This window comes from Micromonospora sp. DT233 (assembly GCF_049841815.1).
Classification (GTDB): Bacteria; Actinomycetota; Actinomycetes; order Mycobacteriales; family Micromonosporaceae; genus Micromonospora.
In genome coordinates, this window is record NZ_JBNCLB010000003.1 from 542,891 (window position 1) to 561,749 (window position 18,859).

Annotated in this window: 16 protein-coding genes and 2 pseudogenes; 11 read left to right on the forward strand and 7 right to left on the reverse strand. The window is 72.0% G+C overall.

Translation table 11 applies throughout. The features are described from left to right. Nucleotides 1-5 precede the first annotated feature (5 nt). The 6 genes and pseudogenes from recA to rny all read left to right on the forward strand — a co-directional run. Nucleotides 6-857 (forward strand): annotated as a pseudogene (gene recA, locus ACLQ2V_RS10525) (recombinase RecA); the annotation flags it as partial. A 42-nt stretch (nt 858-899) separates the two neighbouring features. Continuing rightward, nucleotides 900-1,472, forward strand: a pseudogene (locus tag ACLQ2V_RS10530) (LAGLIDADG endonuclease); the annotation flags it as partial. A gap of 171 nt (nt 1,473-1,643) precedes the next feature. Then, nucleotides 1,644-2,144, forward strand: a complete 501-nt coding sequence (locus ACLQ2V_RS10535; RefSeq protein WP_425718341.1) for a hypothetical protein — start codon at nt 1,644-1,646, stop codon at nt 2,142-2,144. 14 nt (nt 2,145-2,158) lie between these two features. Beyond that, complete coding sequence (locus tag ACLQ2V_RS10540; RefSeq protein WP_425718196.1) at nt 2,159-2,860, forward strand: regulatory protein RecX; 702 nt, start codon at nt 2,159-2,161, stop codon at nt 2,858-2,860. A gap of 46 nt (nt 2,861-2,906) precedes the next feature. Beyond that, nucleotides 2,907-3,611 (forward strand): 3-keto-5-aminohexanoate cleavage protein, encoded by a 705-nt coding sequence (locus ACLQ2V_RS10545; RefSeq protein WP_425718197.1) that lies wholly within the window; start codon nt 2,907-2,909, stop codon nt 3,609-3,611. A gap of 750 nt (nt 3,612-4,361) precedes the next feature. Beyond that, nucleotides 4,362-6,128: a ribonuclease Y gene (gene rny / locus ACLQ2V_RS10550; RefSeq protein WP_425718198.1), complete on the forward strand. Its 1,767-nt coding sequence runs from the start codon at nt 4,362-4,364 to the stop codon at nt 6,126-6,128. A 99-nt stretch (nt 6,129-6,227) separates the two neighbouring features. Here the strand turns inward: rny and ACLQ2V_RS10555 are convergent, their stop codons facing one another. The 4 genes from ACLQ2V_RS10555 to ACLQ2V_RS10570 all read right to left on the reverse strand — a co-directional run bounded on the left by ACLQ2V_RS10555 (nt 6,228) and on the right by ACLQ2V_RS10570 (nt 9,614). Continuing rightward, the gene (locus ACLQ2V_RS10555; RefSeq protein ID WP_425718199.1) at nt 6,228-7,100 is read right to left on the reverse strand and encodes an amino acid ABC transporter permease; all 873 of its coding nucleotides are present in this window, start codon (nt 7,098-7,100) and stop codon (nt 6,228-6,230) included. A 40-nt stretch (nt 7,101-7,140) separates the two neighbouring features. Continuing rightward, on the reverse strand, nt 7,141-7,797 hold the full coding sequence (locus ACLQ2V_RS10560) for an amino acid ABC transporter permease (protein ID WP_425718200.1): 657 nt from the start codon (nt 7,795-7,797) through the stop codon (nt 7,141-7,143). Nucleotides 7,798-7,874: 77 nt separating this feature from the next. Continuing rightward, on the reverse strand, nt 7,875-8,807 hold the full coding sequence (locus tag ACLQ2V_RS10565) for a glutamate ABC transporter substrate-binding protein (RefSeq protein WP_425718201.1): 933 nt from the start codon (nt 8,805-8,807) through the stop codon (nt 7,875-7,877). 60 nt (nt 8,808-8,867) lie between these two features. Beyond that, nucleotides 8,868-9,614, reverse strand: coding sequence for an amino acid ABC transporter ATP-binding protein (locus ACLQ2V_RS10570; protein ID WP_425718202.1), 747 nt, complete (start codon nt 9,612-9,614; stop codon nt 8,868-8,870). A 204-nt stretch (nt 9,615-9,818) separates the two neighbouring features. Between ACLQ2V_RS10570 and selD the strand changes: the two genes are divergently transcribed. Then, nucleotides 9,819-10,808, forward strand: coding sequence for a selenide, water dikinase SelD (gene selD, locus ACLQ2V_RS10575; RefSeq protein ID WP_425718203.1), 990 nt, complete (start codon nt 9,819-9,821; stop codon nt 10,806-10,808). 191 nt (nt 10,809-10,999) lie between these two features. Continuing rightward, nucleotides 11,000-11,479: a hypothetical protein gene (locus ACLQ2V_RS10580; protein ID WP_425718204.1), complete on the forward strand. Its 480-nt coding sequence runs from the start codon at nt 11,000-11,002 to the stop codon at nt 11,477-11,479. A gap of 40 nt (nt 11,480-11,519) precedes the next feature. Here ACLQ2V_RS10580 and ACLQ2V_RS10585 read toward each other — a convergent pair whose 3' ends face one another. Next, nucleotides 11,520-11,753: a DUF2277 family protein gene (locus ACLQ2V_RS10585; protein WP_425718205.1), complete on the reverse strand. Its 234-nt coding sequence runs from the start codon at nt 11,751-11,753 to the stop codon at nt 11,520-11,522. A gap of 106 nt (nt 11,754-11,859) precedes the next feature. Here ACLQ2V_RS10585 and miaB point away from each other — a divergent pair, with 106 nt between their 5' ends. After that, nucleotides 11,860-13,359 (forward strand): tRNA (N6-isopentenyl adenosine(37)-C2)-methylthiotransferase MiaB, encoded by a 1,500-nt coding sequence (gene miaB / locus ACLQ2V_RS10590; RefSeq protein WP_425718206.1) that lies wholly within the window; start codon nt 11,860-11,862, stop codon nt 13,357-13,359. A gap of 150 nt (nt 13,360-13,509) precedes the next feature. Here the strand turns inward: miaB and ACLQ2V_RS10595 are convergent, their stop codons facing one another. Further along, the gene (locus ACLQ2V_RS10595; protein WP_425718207.1) at nt 13,510-15,147 is read right to left on the reverse strand and encodes a hypothetical protein; all 1,638 of its coding nucleotides are present in this window, start codon (nt 15,145-15,147) and stop codon (nt 13,510-13,512) included. Nucleotides 15,148-15,240: 93 nt separating this feature from the next. Between ACLQ2V_RS10595 and ACLQ2V_RS10600 the strand changes: the two genes are divergently transcribed. After that, nucleotides 15,241-16,407: a tyrosine/phenylalanine carboxypeptidase domain-containing protein gene (locus ACLQ2V_RS10600; RefSeq protein WP_425718208.1), complete on the forward strand. Its 1,167-nt coding sequence runs from the start codon at nt 15,241-15,243 to the stop codon at nt 16,405-16,407. Between the two features lie 307 nt (nt 16,408-16,714). On the opposite strand, the gene ACLQ2V_RS10605 is transcribed toward ACLQ2V_RS10600, so the two are convergent. Next, entirely contained in the window at nt 16,715-17,923 is a 1,209-nt protein-coding gene (locus tag ACLQ2V_RS10605) for a DUF349 domain-containing protein (protein ID WP_425718209.1), read from the reverse strand. Between the two features lie 202 nt (nt 17,924-18,125). Between ACLQ2V_RS10605 and ACLQ2V_RS10610 the strand changes: the two genes are divergently transcribed. After that, nucleotides 18,126-18,848 carry a class III extradiol dioxygenase subunit B-like domain-containing protein gene (locus ACLQ2V_RS10610; RefSeq protein ID WP_425718210.1) on the forward strand — a complete coding sequence of 241 codons (723 nt, stop codon included), beginning with the start codon at nt 18,126-18,128 and terminating at the stop codon, nt 18,846-18,848. The last annotated feature ends 11 nt before the right edge of the window (nt 18,849-18,859 follow it).

Consider the following 18,859-nt stretch of genomic DNA (forward strand, 5'->3'; position numbering starts at 1 on the left):
CAGACATGGCGGCAGGGCCCGATCGGGAGAAGGCGCTAGACCTTGCTCTCGCTCAGATCGACAAGCAGTTCGGCAAGGGCTCGGTGATGCGGCTGGGGGAGCGCCCGGTCGTGCAGACCTCGGTCATCCCCACCGGCTCCATCGCCCTCGACGTGGCGCTCGGCGTGGGTGGTCTGCCCCGTGGCCGGGTCGTCGAGATCTACGGCCCGGAATCCAGCGGTAAGACGACGGTGGCCCTGCACGCGGTGGCCAACGCCCAGCGGGCCGGCGGCATCGCCGCCTTCGTCGACGCCGAACACGCGCTCGACCCGGACTACGCGAAGGCCCTCGGCGTCGACACCGACGCCCTGCTGGTCTCCCAGCCGGACACCGGCGAGCAGGCGCTGGAGATCGTGGACATGCTGGTCCGCTCCGGCGCGATCGACATCATCGTGATCGACTCGGTGGCGGCCCTGGTGCCGCGCGCCGAGATCGAGGGTGAGATGGGCGACAGCCACGTGGGCCTGCAGGCGCGGCTGATGAGCCAGGCGCTGCGGAAGATCACCGGTGTGCTCAGCAACACCGGCACCACGGCGATCTTCATCAACCAGCTCCGCGAGAAGATCGGTGTGATGTTCGGCTGCATGTCGTACTCGACCAGGGTCACCCTGGCCGACGGCACGCAGGAGAAGATCGGCAAGATCGTCAATCAGCGGATGGACGTCGAGGTCCTCTCCTACGACCCGGAGACCAACCGGGTGGAGCCGAAGCGGATCACCAACTGGTTCAACAACGGCCCGGCGGAGGAGTTCCTCCAGTTCACGGTGGCGAAGTCGGGCGGCAACGGCCGGGCGCAGTTCGCCGCGACCGCCAACCACCTGGTCCGCACGCCGGGCGGCTGGCGGTCCGCCGGTGAGCTCATCGCCGGCGACCGGGTGATGCTGGCCGAGCAGCGTCGGCTCAGCGAGCAGCAGTGGCAGGTCGTGCTCGGCTCGTTGCTGGGCGACGGCGCGATCTCCCCGAACCTCCGTGATCGGTCCGGGGTCCGTTTCCGGCTCGGCCACGGTGCCGCCCAGGTCGACTACCTGGACTGGAAGGTCTCGCTGCTCGGCAACATCGACCACTCCCGGCGCACCGACGCGCGTGGGGCGGCCTTCGTCGACTTCACCCCGCTGCCCGAGCTGGACGAGCTGCACCGCGCGGTCTACCTGGGCGACGGCAAGAAGCACCTCAGCTGGGACTACCTCAAGGCGTTGACGCCATTGGCCCTCGCGGTGTGGTACATGGACGACGGCTCCTTCACCCTGCGCTCCAAGGGCGTGCAGGAGCGCACGGCGGGAGGCTCCGGCCGGATCGAGATCTGCGTCGAGGCGATGGCGGAGGGCAGCCGCGACCGGCTGGTCGAGCACCTGCGCGACGCGTACGGGCTGGACGTGAAGCTGGTGGCGCGCGGTGCCCGTCAGACCGCCTCGATCATCTTCACCACCGAGGCGTCGGCGGCGTTCCAGGCCCTCGTCGCCCCCTACGTGCCGGCGGCGATGGAGTCCAAGCTGCTGCCGAGGTTCCGCGGCCAGTGCGCCGTCGAGCCGCAGTTCGTCTCGGCGGAGCTGACGCCGGTGCCGGCCCGGATCATCGACGTGCACGTGAAGCCCAAGACCCGCTCCATGAACCGGTTCGACATCGAGGTGGAGGGCAACCACAACTACTTCGTCGACGGCGTCATGGTGCACAACAGCCCCGAGACCACCACCGGTGGCCGGGCGCTGAAGTTCTACGCCTCTGTCCGGCTCGACGTGCGCCGCATCGAGAGCCTCAAGGACGGCACCGACGTGGTCGGCAACCGCACCCGGTGCAAGGTGGTGAAGAACAAGGTCGCCGCGCCGTTCAAGCAGGCCGAGTTCGACATCATGTACGGCAAGGGCATCTCCCGCGAGGGCTCGCTGATCGACGTGGGCGTGGAGCAGTCGATCATCCGCAAGTCCGGCGCCTGGTACACCTACGACGGCGACCAGCTCGGCCAGGGCAAGGAGAAGGCCCGCGAGTTCCTCCGGGAGAACCCGGACGTGGCGGCCGAGATCGAGAAGAAGATCCTGGAGAAGCTCGGCGTCGGGGTCGGCGCGGGCGACGCCGCCGGTGGCCCGGAGCTGCCGCCGGTCGACTTCTGATCGGCCGCTGACCAGTGGCAGGACGACGCGCCCGGACGGGGCGGGGCTGGGATGCCGGCCCGCCCCGCACGGGCGACGCCGACCCGAGCGTGCCCCCGCCCCGGCGGCGGGGCCGATCCGACCCGACGACCGACCCGGACGCCGGCCGGCAGGCCCCGCCCCGGGACGAGGCCGAGGTGGCCAGGGAGATCTGCCTGCGGCAGCTCGCCGTGCGCCCCCGCACCCGGGCCGAGCTGGCCGGGGCGCTGGCCAAGCGGGGGATCTCCGAGGAGGTCTCCGCGCAGGTGCTCGACCGCTACGACGAGGTCGGCATCATCGACGACGCCGCCTTCGCCCGCGCCTGGGTGGCCAGCCGGCACGCCGGCCGGGGCCTGGCCCGTCGGGCCCTCGCCAACGAACTGCGTCAGCACGGTGTGGACGGCGAGATCGCCAGCGAGGCGCTCGGCGAGCTCGACGAGGAGACCGAGGCCGAGACCGCCCGGGCGCTGGTCGAGCGGAAGCTGCGCACGGCCCGGGGCGAGCCCGACGCGGTGTTCCGCCGCCTGGTCGGCATGCTCGCCCGCAAGGGCTACCCGCCGGGCGTGGCGATCCGGGCGGTGAAGGACGCGCTCGCCGCGCAGAGCGCCGAGGCGGCCGAGTTCGCCGACCGCCTCGACGCCGACGCGCTCGCCGACGCGGAGGGCGACCTGGACCGGCCCGACCGCCCCCTCGACTGATCGACCGGGGCCCTCGCCGGTCTGCCCGCGGAGGGAGGATGGGGCGATGTTGAAGGCGTGTCTCAATGGCGGCCGGAGCCGGGCCGAGCATCCGGCGGTCCCCCTCACCCCGGCCGAGTTGGCCGCCGACGCGGCCCGCTGCGCCGCCCTCGGGGTCGCGGCGGTGCACGTGCACCCGCGCGACGCCGCCGGCGCGGAGTCGCTCGCCCCGGCTGCGGTCGACGCTGCGGTCGCCGCGTTGCGCGCCGCCTGCCCCGGGCTGCCGGTCGGCGTGAGCACCGGCGCGTGGATCGAGCCGGACCCGGCGGCCCGGGTGGCCGCCGTGCGGGCCTGGCGGGTGCCGCCCGACTTCGCGTCGGTCAACGCGCACGAGGCCGGCGCGGAGCAGGTGGCGGCGGCGCTGGTCGAGCGGGGAGTGGCCGTCGAGGCCGGCGTCTGGACCACGGACGCCGCTCGGGCGTACCGGGGTTGGCGGGTGCCGGCCCTGCGGGTCCTCGTCGAGTGCATGGCCCCCGACCCGGCCGACGCGCTGGCCGACGCGGCCGACGTCCTCGCCGCCCTGCCACCGGGTGGCCCGCCGGTGCTGCTGCACGCCGAGGGCCCGGCGGTGTGGCCGGTCCTCGCCGAGGCCGTCGGTCGCGGGCTCGACACCAGGATCGGGTTGGAGGACACCCTCGTCCTGCCCGACGGCGGCCCGGCCGCCGACAACGGCGCGCTGGTCGCCGCCGCCCTCGCCGCCGGAGCCCGCTGACCGCACTCGACGCGGTGGCGCGGTGGCGGGACCCGCGCCGCGAGGGGGCGGGACGCGGGAGCTGGAGAGCGCCGCGAGGGGTCAACGCCGACGTTGCGGGGCGGCCCGGCGGGTCCCTTTGCCCACTGATATCCGATTCCCGGTCAGCGTTCGGTGATCCCGTTACTTCTCTCCGTTCGGGGGGTTTGATCATGAGTCCTTGACCGGAAGGCCCCCGGAGACCTAGCCTCGCCTTACAGGCTCACATTGCCCGACCAGCGCAGGCTAAGCGCACAACATAGAACGTGTAACGGAACAGCATCACTTTGGCCGGCTCGCCGGCCTGCGGCATCAACTCCGGACAGGCCGGTCCGGAGCCGATGCGACAACTGCACCCGGCCGCCGACGGTGCCATGGGCACGGCCGGCGGACAGCGCTACCCCACGGCCAGTCGCTCAGGTCGGGCGTCTCAGAGCCGCAGTGCGCGTGCCCACCGGCACGGTCACTGCGGCGCCGACGTTCAGGGGAGGCGGCCATGACGGGGCGGCACAGGTTTACCGGCGGTCTCGACAGGGCGGTCGCGGGTGGCGGCACACCATCCGGCGGCGAGCCCGGCGACGCCGGCACGCGTCGCGCCGCGCCGACCGGCGGCGTCCGACTCACCCACTACGGCACCCGTGCCGAGTGCTTCCGTGCCCGGGATCGCCGGGCCTCTCGGCCGGCCCCGGCTCGTCGGGGCGTCTCGACCCGCGTCGACCGGGCGGTCCGGCCGTGAACGCCTTCGACGTGCTCATCCTCGTAGTCGTCCTGGTCCTGGCGCTGGTCGTCGTCGGCGCGGTGCTGGTCGGGCTGCGGACGATGCGCCGCCTCAGCGTCGCCCCCCGCCCCGAGGACCCGGCCTTCATCGCCGAGAAGGACCGCCAGGAGCAGTCCCTGGCCGCCCTGCGTAGCGCCGCCGACGAGGCGAACAGCACCATCGACGTGGCCAAGTCCGCCGCCTCGGCGGCCCGCGCCGAGGCCGCCGCCGCGAAGGCCGAGGCGAAGTCCGCCCGGGCCGAGGCCCGCCGGGTGCTCGACGACGCCCGCGCCGAGGCGGACACCGTGCTGGAACGGGCCCACAAGCAGGCCGAGGCGGACGCCGAGCAGCTCCGCACGGCGGCCCGGCGCAGCGGTGAGCGGGAGGTGGCGGTGCTCGCCGCGACCACCCGGGAGCAGGCCGCCGAGGTCGACCGGCGGGCCGCCCGGATGGACGAGCGGGAGCGGATGCACACCGAGGAGGTGGAACGCCTCGCCGCCAGGGAGCGGCAGCTCACCGCCGCCAGCGCCGCCCTGGCCGCCCGCGAGGCGGAGCTGGTCGAGCGGGAGCGGTCGGTGGCCGAGGGGGAGGAGCAGCGCCGGCGCGAGTTGGAGCGGGTCGCCGGGCTGACCGCCGACGCCGCCCGCGCCGAGCTGGTCGAGGCGATCGAGACCCAGGCCAAGCGGGAGGCCGCGCTGCTGGTCCGGGACATCGAGGCCGACGCCCGGGGCACCGCCGAGCAGCGCGCCCGGCACATCGTGGTGGACGCCATCCAGCGGGTCGCCAGCGAGCAGACCGCGGAGAGCGTGGTCAGCGTCCTGCACCTGCCCGGCGACGAGATGAAGGGGCGGATCATCGGCCGGGAGGGGCGCAACATCCGCGCCTTCGAGTCGGTGACCGGCGTCAACCTGATCATCGACGACACCCCCGAGGCGGTGCTGCTCTCCTGCTTCGACCCGGTGCGCCGGGAGGTCGGCCGGCTCACCCTGGAGAAGCTGGTCCTCGACGGGCGGATCCACCCGCACCGGATCGAGGAGATCTACGACGTGGCCCGGCAGGAGGTGGAGCAGCTCTGCCAGCGGGCCGCCGAGGACGCCCTCGTCGAGGTCGGCATCACCGAGATCCACCCCGAGCTGGTCGGCCTGCTCGGCCGGCTGCGCTACCGCACCTCGTACGGGCAGAACGTGCTCAAGCACCTGGTGGAGACCGCGCACATCGCCGGGATCATGGCCGCGGAACTGCGGCTGGACGTGCCGCTGATCAAGCGTTCGGCGTTCCTGCACGACATCGGCAAGGCGCTCACCCACGAGGTGGAGGGCAGCCACGCGATCATCGGCGCGGACCTGGCCCGCAAGTACGGCGAGAGCGAGGACGTCGTCCACGCCATCGAGGCGCACCACAACGAGGTCCCGCCGCAGACCGTGGAGGCCGTCCTCACCCAGGCCTCCGACGCCTGCTCGGGCGGGCGGCCGGGGGCGCGGCGGGAGAGCCTGGAGGCGTACGTCAAGCGGCTGGAGCGGATCGAGGAGATCGCGGCCGGCAAGCTCGGCGTGGAGAAGGTCTTCGCCATGCAGGCGGGCCGGGAGATCCGGGTGATGGTCAAGCCCGACGACGTCGACGACATCGGCGCGGCGGTCCTGGCGCGGGACGTGGCCAAGCAGATCGAGGAGGAGCTGACCTATCCGGGTCAGATCCGGGTGACCGTGGTGCGCGAGTCCCGGGTCACCGAGATCGCCCGCTGACCCCGGCGGCCCTCGGGTCGCGGCGCAGCACCGGAAACGGACGACGGGCGGGCGGAGGGGAGACCTCCACCCGCCCGTCGGGCGTTCACGACCGGTCGGTCAGACCATCCGGGAGGCGTCCGCGCCGATGTCCTGGGCCGGCAGGACCTTGCCGGCGGTACGCGGCAGACGCCCCATCCGCTTCTGCAGCCACCACGCGAAGATCGACAGCAGACCGCAGATGGCGATGTAGATGGCCCCGACGATCAGGTACGTCGGCACGTACGGCAGCCCGAACGCCAACCGGCCGCCGATCTGCTTGCCGACGAAGAGCAGCTCCGGGTACGTGATGATGAAGCCGAGCGCGGTGTCCTTGAGCAGCACCACGAGCTGGCTCACGATCGCCGGCAGCATCGACCGGACGGCCTGCGGCAGCAGGATCAGCCGCAGCACCTGGTTCTTGCGCAGGCCGATGGCGTACCCGCCCTCGGTCTGGCCGTGGGGGACCGCGTTGATGCCGGCGCGGAAGATCTCCGCCAGCACCGAGCCGTTGTAGAGCACCAGGCCGATGACCAGCGCCCAGAGCTTGTCGATCGACCAGCCGTACTGCAACGGCACGTAGTAGCCGAAGAAGATCAGGATCAGCAGCGGGATGGCCCGGAACAGCTCGACCACGAACGTGGCGGGCGCCCGCAGCAGCCACTTGTCGCTGATTCGCGCGCTGGCGAAGACCGCGCCGAAGAGCAGCGCCAGCACCGCGGCGATGCCGGCGGCCTTGAGGGTGGCCAAGAGGCCGTTGGCGAGCTCGCGCTGCACCGCGGCGTACTGGAACTGCTGCCACTTGCGGGCCTCGAACTGGCCGGTGTCGTAGAACTTCCAGCCGACCCAGGCCAGCAGCGCGACGATGCCGACGATCGAGACGATGCCGAGGATCGCGTTGCGCCGCCGGGCCTTGGGCCCGGGCAGGTCGTAGAGAACCGAAGCCTGGTTCACCGGTCCCACCCTCCGTTCACGACTGCGGGGCGCGAAAGCTTCACCGGGCCACCCGCCACTTGCGCTCCATGAACCGCTGCAACGCCACCAGCGGCAGGATCAGGATGAGGAAGCCGATGGTGATCCAGAGCAGGACGGCGAACTGCGGCTCGCCCCGCTCGGCCATGTAGGCGGGGATCGCGCCGGCCTCCAGCACCGAGAAGCCGGCCGCGATGGTGGTGTTCTTCAGCATCGCGATGAAGACGCTCATCATCGGCGGCACCATCGCCCGCAGCGCCTGCGGCAGCACGATCAGCGTCAGCACCTGGGCGAAGCTCATGCCCAGCGCGCGGGCCGCCTCGGCCTGGCCGGTGGCGACGGTGTTCACGCCGGAGCGGACCACCTCGCAGATGAACGCCGCGGTGTAGACGGTGAGCGCGATGCAGGCGGCGGCGAAGTAGTCGATGTTGACGTCCAGCTTCGGCACCGCGAAGACGAGGAACGCGAAGACGAGCGTCAGCGGGGTGTTCCGAATGATGTTGACGTAGGTCGCCCCGAACGCCCGCATCGCCGGCACGGGAGAGACCCGCATCGCGCCGAGGAAGATGCCGAGGGCGAGGCTGCCGACCGCAGCGATGAGGAACAGCTGAACGGTATTGAGGAACCCTTCCCGGTACAGGCTCCAGTTGTCCGTCAGGACGCGGAAGAACTCGCCCATGCCTCGCTCTCAGTCCTCGGGAGGGCGCCGGGCGGGGGAGACCCCGCCCGGCGCCGCGTCACGTGGTGAACCGTGGGTCAGTAACGCTCGAGCGGCGGCGGGGTCGCCGACGCGCCGGACTTGCCCAGCGTGCCGTCGTAGACCCGCTGCCAGGTCCCGTCCTTGGCCGCGGCCTCGATCTGGTTGTTGACGTAGTCGCGCAGGGCCTTGTCGTCCTTGGGCAGGCCGATGCCGTACTTCTCCGTGCTGAACGGCTGGCCGACGACCTTGAGCCCGTCCGGGTTCTGCGCGGCGTAGCCCTTGAGGATCGCGTCGTCGGTGGTGACCGCGTCGACCTTCTTGTCGAGCAGCTGCGACACGCACTCGGAGTAGGTCTTGAACTCGACGATGTTGTTCGCCTCGGTCAGGCCCTCGTCCCGGACCTTCTGGATCGGGGTCGAGCCGGTGGCCGAGCAGACCTTCTTGCCCTTGAGGGTGTCCTTGCCGGTGATCGCCGTCTCGTCCTTGCGGACCAGCAGGTCCTGGCCGGCGATGAAGTACGGGCCGGCGAAGGAGATGTCGTTCTTGCGCTTGTCGGTGATCGAGTACGTCCCGACGTAGTAGTCGATCTCGCCGCCCTTGATCGAGGTCTCCCGGTTGGCGGAGGCGATCTCCTTGTACTCGATCTTCGCCGGGTCGACGCCGAGCGTGCTGGCGATGTACTGGGCGATCTCGACGTCGAAGCCGCAGCGCTTGCCCTGGGCGTCCTTGTAGCCGAGGTTCGGCTGGTCGAACTTGACGCCCACGGTGACCTTGCCGGCGCTCTTGATCTTCTCGAACGTCGGGCTGCCCGCCACGTTGGCGTCGGCCTTCGGGGTGAAGGTGACCCCCGAGGTGGTGCAGTTGTCACCCTGGGCGCCGTTGGCGTTGCCGCCGCCGCTGGGGGTGGGGCTGCCTTCCTTGCCGCAGGCCGCGGCCGACAGGGCCAGCGAGGCCATCATGGCGACGGCCGCCACGCGCTTCATACGCATATACATTTCTCCTTCTTCGACGGAGCCCGCCGGGGGACGACGCGCTCCACGTACGGACGCCTAGTGCGTCAGGATCTTCGACAGGAAGTCCTTGGCGCGATCGCTGCGCGGGTTGGCGAAGAACTCGGCCGGCGGCGCGTCCTCGACGAGCTGACCGTCGGCCATGAAGATGACCCGCTTGGCGGCGTGCCGGGCGAAGCCCATCTCGTGGGTGACCACGACCATGGTCATCCCCTCCGCGGCCAGCGAGGTCATCACGTCCAGCACCTCGCCGACCATCTCCGGGTCCAGCGCGCTGGTCGGCTCGTCGAAGAGCATCGCCTTGGGCTGCATGGCCAGCGCGCGGGCGATTGCCGCCCGCTGCTGCTGGCCGCCGGAGAGCTGGGCGGGGAACTTGTCGGCCTGGTTGGCGATGCCCACGCGGTCCAGCAGGGCCAGCCCGCGCTCGCGCGCGCTCGCCGGCTTCTCCTTGCGGACCTTGATCGGGCCGAGGGTGACGTTCTCCAGGATCGTCTTGTGCGCGAAGAGGTTGAACGACTGGAACACCATGCCGACCTCGCTGCGCAGCTTGGCCAGCGCCTTCCCCTCGGCCGGCAGGACCTGGCCGTCGAAGGTGATGGTGCCGGAGTTGATCGGCTCCAGCCGGTTGATGGCCCGGCAGAGCGTCGACTTCCCGGAGCCGGACGGGCCGATCACCACGACGACCTCACCCCGGGCGACCGAGAGCGAGACGTCCTGCAGCACGTGCAGCGGCCCGAAGTACTTGTTGACCCCGTCCAGCACGATGAGCGGTTCGCCCGTCGTCACGTGTCCACCGTCCCTGTCGTCGCGTACGCCGGTGCGGTCGGTCGACCCCCGGTCCGGCCACTGTAGGCGGGCTGACGTGGCAGAACGCAACCCATCTGGTCACGGTGCGGTAACAGCGGTGACGATCGTCGTCGGGAGTCCGAATTTTGCCACGAACCCGCCGTCGGGGTGGCGTCCACGGCGTTCCAAGGAGACCATGAGGGGATGACCGGACCGGTGCGTTTGACCGATTACGCCCGTGGTGGCGGCTGCGCGTGCAAAATCCCGCCCGGCGACCTGGAGGCGATGGTCGCCGGGCTCGGCCCGGCCTCCGGCACGGCCGAGCTGCTGGTCGGCCTCGACCACGGTGACGACGCCGCGGTGGTGCGCCTCGACGAGCGGACCGGCCTGGTCAGCACCGCCGACTTCTTCACCCCGGTCGTCGACGACGCCTACGACTGGGGGCGCATCGCCGCGGCCAACGCCCTCTCCGACGTGTACGCCATGGGCGGCGTCCCGCTGGTCGCGCTCAACCTGCTCTGCTGGCCCCGCGAGCGGCTGCCGCTGGAGCTGGCCCGGGAGGTGCTGCGCGGCGGTCAGGACGTGGCCCGCGAGGCCGGCTGCCACCTGGCCGGCGGGCACAGCGTCGACGACGACGGCCCGAAGTACGGCCTGGCGGTCACCGGCGTGGTCCGCCCCGAGGAGCTGATCACCCTGGACGCGGGGCGGGCCGGGCTGCCGCTGTCGCTGACCAAGCCGCTCGGCGTGGGGGTGCTCAACACCCGGCACAAGGCCACCGGCGAGCGTTTCGCCGAGGCGGTCGCCTCGATGGTGGCGCTGAACCGGGACGCCGCCCGCGCGGCCGTCGCCGCCGGGGTGCGCTGCGGCACCGACGTGACCGGGTTCGGGCTGCTCGGGCACGCCTCGAAGCTGGCCCGCGCCAGCCGGCTCACGGTGGCGATCGACCCGGCCCGGGTGCCCTACCTGCCGGGCGCGCGCCAGGCCGTGCGCGACGGGTACGTCAGCGGCGGCACCCGCCGCAACCTGGACTGGGTGACTCCGTGGACCGACTTCGGCGCGGCCGACGAGGCCGAGCGGCTGCTGCTGGCCGACGCGCAGACCTCGGGTGGGCTGCTGGTCGCCGGGGAGCTGCCGGGGGCCACGGTGATCGGGGAGCTGCTGCCGCGCGGCGAGCACATGGTGGTGCTGCGCTGAGGCGCGCCGTGTGGGCACCATAGCCGATGATCTGTCATCTTTCCGCCACTCCCGGCGATGGTGAGTAGGGAAATTTTGCCCGGAATGGTCACAGACAGGTAACTTGCCCCCGGCTGCGGGCAAATGCCCCCCACCATCGTGGGTAGGGCCCGATCCGGAGGCCGGTGGAACGAACGCAGCGAGGAGGCGGCATGACCGAGCTGTGGAACTGGAGAATCGACGGGGTCCCCCCGGTGGAGGTCTACCCGGCGCTGGCCGAGGCCCTGGGGCGGGTGGTGATGCCGCTGGCGGTGGCCGACCCGGGTCGGCTGCCCACGTACGCGGTGGTCTGCGACGTCTGGCGGACGCCGGGGGAGTTCGGCACGGTGCTGGACTGCTACGGGGTTCCCGAGGACCTGGCCGAGCTGCCGGGGGTGGCCGCGCTGGCCCGGCTGCTCGGCCGCGACTGCCTGCTGCGCGACGACACCCTCGACGCCGGCCGGCACCTGCTGGTCGCCCCGGCCGGCACGATCCGCCCGGTGCACTTCGACGTGCGCGAGACCGACGACGGCGAGGTGCTCAGCGGCCAGCGGCTCTGCACCCTGGCCCACCCGAGCTGTCGGGGCTGGTCCCGGTGCCCCCGGTCGCGGTGGGCCCCGGACTCGATCGCCCCCGCCCTGGCCGCCGCCTGAGGCGACCCGGGGCCGGCGGCGCCCCGGCCCCGGCCCCGCGTCAGTTGCCGGCGGCCGGTCGGCGGCTGCCGCCACGCACCTCCAACTGGGCCAGCAGGGTCGCGGTGGCCTCGGCGACGGCGGCCACGGCGGCGTCGAACGCCGCCGCGTTGTGCGCGGCCGGCGCGCGGAACCCGGAGACCTTCCGGACGTACTGCAACGCCGCCGCCTCGACGTCGGCGTGGGTCACCTCCGGCACGTACGGCTCACGCAGGGTCTTGATGCTGCGGCACACGGCTCCTCCTCGGCTCGGGGTCGAACGGCTGGGTCGATCGGCTCAGCTCGTGGTCCAACGGCTCGGTGCGGGTCGATCGGCTCGGTGCGGATACGCTGTCGGGGCCATGACTACCGCAGCCGCGGGCAGCCCGCGCACCTACGAGGTGCGCACGTACGGCTGCCAGATGAACGTGCACGACTCCGAGCGCATCTCCGGCCTGCTGGAGCAGGCCGGCTACGTGCGCGTCGCCGACACCGACGGTAACCCGGACGTGGTGGTGTTCAACACCTGCGCCGTGCGGGAGAACGCCGACAACCGGCTCTACGGCAACCTGGGTCACCTGCGCCCCGTGAAGGACAAGCACCCCGGGATGCAGATCGCCGTCGGCGGCTGCCTGGCCCAGAAGGACCGCAGCGACATCGTCCGCAAGGCCCCCTGGGTGGACGTGGTCTTCGGCACGCACAACATCGGCTCGCTGCCGGTGCTGCTGGAACGCGCCCGGCACAACGCCGCCGCCGAGGTGGAGATCCTGGAGTCCCTCGACGTCTTCCCCTCGACGCTGCCGACCCGGCGCGAGTCGACGTACGCCGGCTGGGTGTCGATCTCGGTGGGCTGCAACAACACCTGCACGTTCTGCATCGTGCCGGCCCTGCGCGGCAAGGAGAAGGACCGCCGCCCCGGCGACGTGCTCTCCGAGGTCCGCGCCCTGGTCGACGAGGGCGTGCTGGAGGTGACCCTGCTCGGGCAGAACGTCAACTCCTACGGCGTGGAGTTCGGCGACCGGTACGCCTTCGGCAAGCTGCTGCGCGCCTGCGGCGACATCGACGGGCTGGAGCGGGTCCGGTTCACCAGCCCGCACCCGAAGGACTTCACCGACGACGTGATCGACGCGATGGCGCAGACGGCGAACGTCTGCCACTCGCTGCACATGCCGTTGCAGTCCGGCTCCGACGACGTGCTGAAGGCGATGCGGCGCTCGTACCGCTCCGAGAAGTACCTGGGGATCATCGAGAAGGTCCGGGCGGCGATGCCGGACGCCGCGATCACCACGGACATCATCGTCGGCTTCCCCGGCGAGACCGAGGCGGACTTCCAGCGCACCCTGGACGTGGTCCGCGAGGCCCGGTTCTCCTCGGCGTTCACCTTCCAGTACTCCAAGCGCCCCGGCACCCCGGCCGCCACCATGGGAGACCAACTGCCCAAGCAGGTGGTGCAGGAGCGCTACGAGCGGCTGATCGCCACCGTGGAGGAGATCACCTGGGCGGAGAACCGGCGGCTGGTCGGCGAGACCGTCGAGGTGCTGGTCGCCGTCGGCGAGGGGCGCAAGGACGAGCGCACCGGCCGGATGTCGGGCCGGGCCCGCGACGGTCGCCTGGTGCACTTCGACGCCGGGTCGCTGGCCGGGCGGATCCGCCCCGGCGACATCGTGCGGACCACGATCACGTACGCCGCCCCGCACCACCTCAACGCCGACGGTGAGCCGCTGTCGCACCGGCGTACCCGGGCCGGCGACGCCGCCGAGGCGGGGCGGGCCCCGCGTACCCCCGGGGTGTCGCTCGGGTTGCCCACGATCGGCGTGCCGGCGGCGACGGCCGCGCCGACGACGGGCTGCGCCGCGCACTGACGCCGCTCGGGGCCCGCCGCGACGGCGGGCCCCGACCTGGCTGCCAGGGTCAGACCGAGATCCGACCCGCGCCCTCGGTGGAGACCACGCCCGATGCGAAGCGCCGGTTGTCCGGCACCCCCGCCGCGACCGACGGCCCGCCGGGTCAGCTCACGAACGGTTGAGGGCGCGGGTGAGCCCGGCGATGACGGCGGTGGTGAGGACCCAGCCGGCGATGACGTACGTCCACGTGAGCCACTGCAGTGCGCCGCCCAGCTGCCACGCCTTCTCCTGGCCGAGATCCGCGATGGGGAGCAACAGGTCCAGCGTGTAGACGACGTCCTGGAACGGCGGCGGCCGGTCGACGATCGGGGTCGCCTGCCCGTGGCCGAACGCGACCGCGCCGACGACGGTGAGCCCGAGCAGCCAGAGGCCGGCCAACCAGGTGCGATAGCCGTAGCCGACAGTGGCCTGCAGGACGACGCCCCACGCGCGCCCGGGTAGGCCGAGCCTGCTGCGGCGAGCCCGCTCCTTGGCCATCGCCACCCGCCGGGCCTCCTGTTCCTGCCCGGCCGACCGGTACACCGTGGCGAGCTGCTCGTAGGGCTGTGGCAGGTAGCCCTGCATACCCCGGCGGACCATGTCGAGTCGCTGGGCGATCGACACGTCGGATTCCGGTTGCAGTCGGCCGTACTTGAAGCCATCGAGAATGATCATTTCAGGCCAGCTGCGGGGATCGTCGACGAGAAGCTCCGTGTGGGCGTTGCGAAGATTCAGCTCACCGCTCGGCCGGTTGGTGAAGAGCAGCTCCATCGTCCCGGCCGATACGCCGGACAATTCGATCCGTTCGCCGCTGCCGCACTTCTCCGCGCCGCGAAAAGACAGCTTTCCGGTCACCTTCGCCGAGGTCAACTCCAGCCCACCCTCGGCGTGGAAGCCCTTGGTGACCAGGAGGTCGCGGCCGATCCTGATGCCGAGGGCACGCAAACTGATCGTGCCGGCGGCCGGTCCCTCGCTTTCGGTCAGCTGTTCGGGAGCGAGCAGCCGAGCGCCGGCCAGATCGACAGTGCCGCCCACCCGGGCGTAGTTCAGCAGAACCCGGCCCTCCGCCGTGAACTTGTTACCGAACCAGATGCTCTCACCGACCTCCAACCGTTCCGCCTGGAGGCAGAGTTTGCCCGGCCGCCGAATCGTCGTGCCGCGGAAGTTCACGACGCCGCCGACCTTCGCATTGATCATTCGCAGCTGACCGTCGACCCGGGTCGAGGTGCAGGAGAAGTGGTGGGCCACCTGAAGTCGACTGGCGTTGAGCGGATACACGTCCTTCGGTTCGTCCGGCGTGCTGAGGTCCGCATCGCGCAGATAGAGGGTCCCGCCGATCCGGGCGCCGAGCAGGCTCAGCTGGCCCGTGCTGACGAAGCGGCGGCCGAGCCGGGTGGAGCCCTGTAGTCGTAGGGAGCCGTGCACCTGTAGTCCTTCGGCGTCCAGACCGGGCACGTGGCAACCGGGCATGGCCAGGCTCAGGAGCTGGGCATCCCGGAACTCGGGCAGCTCGTAGAAATCGCACCCGTCGAACACCAGTGGGCAGTTGACCTGGGCGCCGTTGAGTCGCAAGGGACCGGTGACGAGCGCGTTCGCCAGCCTGATCCCGCGCACCGGGAGATCGGCCGCGTCCGGGGCGAGCAGCAACTGCTCGATGACCTCGGCCCGCACCGTACGGTCGTCGAGGCCGGCCAGGTCGGCGGTCCCGTTCGTCCGGCAGGCCTGCGCCAGCATCGCCTCCCCGGCGAGGTACTCGGCGTTCTCCATCGGCCACCCCTTCTCTGATGTTCGTCGCCGGGGGCCCCTGTTCCGGGCCTGACCGGGCTACCTTCTTCGATCCGTCGGTGCGACAATCCGCCGATGCGGGCTGACTGGATCGTCGAACTCGACCGGGCGACGACCGCCGTGGTCGCGGCTGTCGGGCGGGTGCAGTACATGCGGCAGGTGACCCCGCTCAACCTGGCCGCGGCACGGGCGCGGTTCCTGGCCGCGTATCCCGCGGTGGGCGCGAGCGATCCGGTCTTCGAATACGCCGAGCCACCGGCGGACCCGACCGACGCACTGCGGGAGGCGGCCGACCTGCTCCCGGCTGGCCCGCCGTGGCGGGCGTTGCTCGAGGACCAGATCGAGATTGCCCGGCAGGCGTACCAGGCCCTGTGCTCCCGCAGCCCCGCCGAGACCACGGCGTACGCCCTGCGGCAGTACGGCACGCCCGACGAGACGGTGCTCTCCGCCGCGCTGCGTGACCTGGCCGTGGTGCAGAGCCCGGCCGACACCGAGCACGGTGGCGCGACGTGGCCGGCCGAGCAGGCTCGTGCGGTGCTTGCCGCCGTCCTCGACCGCGCCGGACTGGCCACCTGGTCGGTCCAGGTGCGGGAGCACATGGTCGCGCGGATGAGCGTGCTGAGCTCCCAGCGACGGGTGAGCGTCCGGGCGGACGCCGTGTTCGGTACGTCGGAGCTGCGCCGGCTGATCGTGCACGAGGTCGGCACGCACGTCTTCCGCTCGGCGAACGCGGAGCGTCAACCCCTGGGACTGCTGGCGGTCGGCCCGCCGGGCTACCTCTCGACCGAGGAAGGACTGGCCGCCTGGCACGAACGCGCGGCCGGCCTGCTGTCGCCCGAGGTGCGGCGCCGCTACGCCCTGCGATACCTCGCCTGCCATGCCGGCCTGGAGCACGGGTTCCGCGCGGTGGTGGACCGACTGATCGAGCACACCGACGTGGCGGAGGCGTTCGAGATCACGGCACGCGTCAAGCGCGGGCTGATCGACACCTCTGCTCCGGGCGGCTTCATCAAGGACCAGGTCTACTTCGGCGGCCTCATGGAGACCGGGAATTGCCTCAATCAGCACCCGGACGCCTACGACCTTCTCATGGCAAGCAAGTGGCCGGTGCGACACATTCCGCTCCTGCGCGAACTGCGGGCTGACCGGTTGCTGCTGCCCCCCGCGTACCGGGTGGAGCAGGCCGTCGAGCTCGCCCACGAACTGACCGCCGAGAGGACCGCGACACCGCACGAATGTTGAGTCGGCGACGAACGCTTGTTGTCGGAACTGGGATGGGGCAAGGAATCTCCCGGTCATCCGCAACTGATGGTGCGTTGGGATTGCGGCCGTGTCAGCGGCGTTCTCGGAACCCTAGAAGACGTGTCGCCGGGACGCGGCCAACTGTCCTGGATCCGTCACCTGCGTCCGCCCGAGCCCTGGCCGCACCCCTCGTTGCGGTGCCGAGAGCGGACAGCCGAAAGCCCCGTTCCTCTCTGAGAGGACCGGGGCTTTCGAAAACGTCGAGCTCAGCTGGTCTGGTCGGCCGCTGATTTCAACAACGTGCAGTTCAGCCGGCCTGCTCGGCCAACTGGAGGAACTGACGCTTCGAGGCGAGCGACTGCTCGGCCTCCTTGATCCGCCGGGCATCCCCGGCGGCCTGGGCCCGGGCCAGCCGCTCCTCGGCCTCGGCCACCTGCGAGCGCATCTGGGCCAGCAGCGGGTTTTCCTCCTTGGTGGTCCGCCGCCACGCCGAGTCCATCACCTCACGGACCTTCTCGTCGACCGCCCGCAGCCGCCGCTCCAGCCCGGTCGCGGCCTCCCGGGGCACCCGGCCGGCCTCGTGCCACTGCGCCTGGATGTCGCGCAGCCGGGCCTGGGCACCCTTCGGGTCGGCGTCGACGTCGAGCGCCTCCGCCTCGGCCAGCAGCGCCTGCTTGCGCTCCAGGTTGACCCGCTGCTCGTTGTCGCGGGCCGAGAAGACCTCGCTGCGGCGGGTGAAGAACGCGTCCTGGGCCGCCCGGAAGCGTTCCCAGAGCTTCTGCTCCGCCTCCTTCGAGGCGCGCGGGGCGGCCTTCCACTGGGCCATCAGCTCCCGGAGCTGGTTGGCGGTGGCCGCCCACTCCGTGGAGTCCTGCACCTTCTCCGCCTCGGCGACCAGCTCCTCCTTGACCTGCTGGGCCTGCTTGCGCTGGGAGTCCAGCGAGGCGAAGTGGGCGCCCCGGCGGCGGGTGAAGCCGTCGCGGGCGGCGGCGAAGCGCTTCCACAGCTCCCCGTCGGTCTTCTTGTCGACCCCGCGAATGGTCTTCCACTCGTCGAGGATCTCCTTGAGCCGGTCCCCGGCGGTCTTCCAGCCGGTCGACTCGGCGGCCAGCAGCTCCGCCTCCTCCACCAACGCGGTCTTGCGGGCCAGGGCCTCACCCCGGGCCGCCTCCTTGGCCGCGCGAGCCTCGCCGGCCTTCTCCTCGGCCACCGTGGCGAGCTTGTCCAGCCGGATCGCCAGCGCGTCGATGTCGCCGACCACGTGCGCCTCGGCCAGCGAGGCGCGGATCCGACGCACCGTCGCCAACGAGTGGCCGGCGTCCGCCGCGCCCGAGTTGAGCCGCGCCTCGGTCAGGTCCACCTCCGTGACCAGGTCCGCGAAGCGGCGCGCGAAGTGGGCGAGCCCCTCCTCCGGGGCTCCCGCCTGCCAGGATCCGACCACCCGCTCGCCCTCGGCGGTCTTCACGTACACGGTGCCGTCCGCGTCCACCCGTCCGAAGGCCGTCCAGTCGCTCATGTGCCCATCCTCGATCTCCCGGCGTCGACGGGACGAGCCCGCGAACGCCGCCACGGCGCAGCCAAGTTACTCACGGCATTGTCACAGGTCCGACCCCGTCTGCGTCGACCGCCTGTCGTCGACCGTGACCATACGGTGTCCTAGGCCCCCGACGACCGGATCGGCGTGGGGACCCGTCGGCGGGTCCGGCTACGGTGGGCGGGTGCCTCTGGTCGCCGCCGCCGTCTGCCCCCACCCGCCCCTGCTCGTGCCGGGAGTCGCCGGTGCCGCCGCCGGGGAGCTGGACGACCTCCGGGCCGCCTGCGACGCGGCGGTGGCCCGGCTGATCGCCGCCGAGCCGGAGCTGATCCTGCTGGTCGGCGCGGGGCCGCAGAGCATCGCCTACCACCCCGCCGAGCGGGGCACGCTGCGGGTGTACGGGGTGGACGGGGACGTGCGGCTGTGGAAGGTCAACTGCGCCGGGGGCGAGCGACTCCCGCTGAGCCTGACCATCGGCGCGTGGCTGATCGGCCGCTCCCGCACCGAGCTGCCCCGGTTCGCCCGCGCGGTGGCCGCCGACGCGCCCCCGCCGGAGTGCGCCCGCTTCGGCACCGAGCTGCTCGCCGAGGCCGCCGGACACCGGGTGGCGCTGCTGGTGATGGGGGACGGGTCGGCCTGCCGGGGCCGGCACGCCCCCGGTTACGACGACCCGCGCGCGCAGGCGTACGACGACGGGGTGGCCCGCGCCCTGGCCGACGCGGACGCCGAGGCCCTGCTCGGCCTGGACCCGCAGCTCTCGGCGCAGCTGCGGGTCGCCGGGCGCGCGCCCTGGCAGGCGCTGGCCGGCGCGGTGCAGGCCACCGACGCCCCCTGGCGCGGCGAGCTGACCTACCACGAGGCGCCCTACGGCGTCGCCTACCTGGTCGCGAACTGGGAGCCGGCGTGACCGGCCCGGGC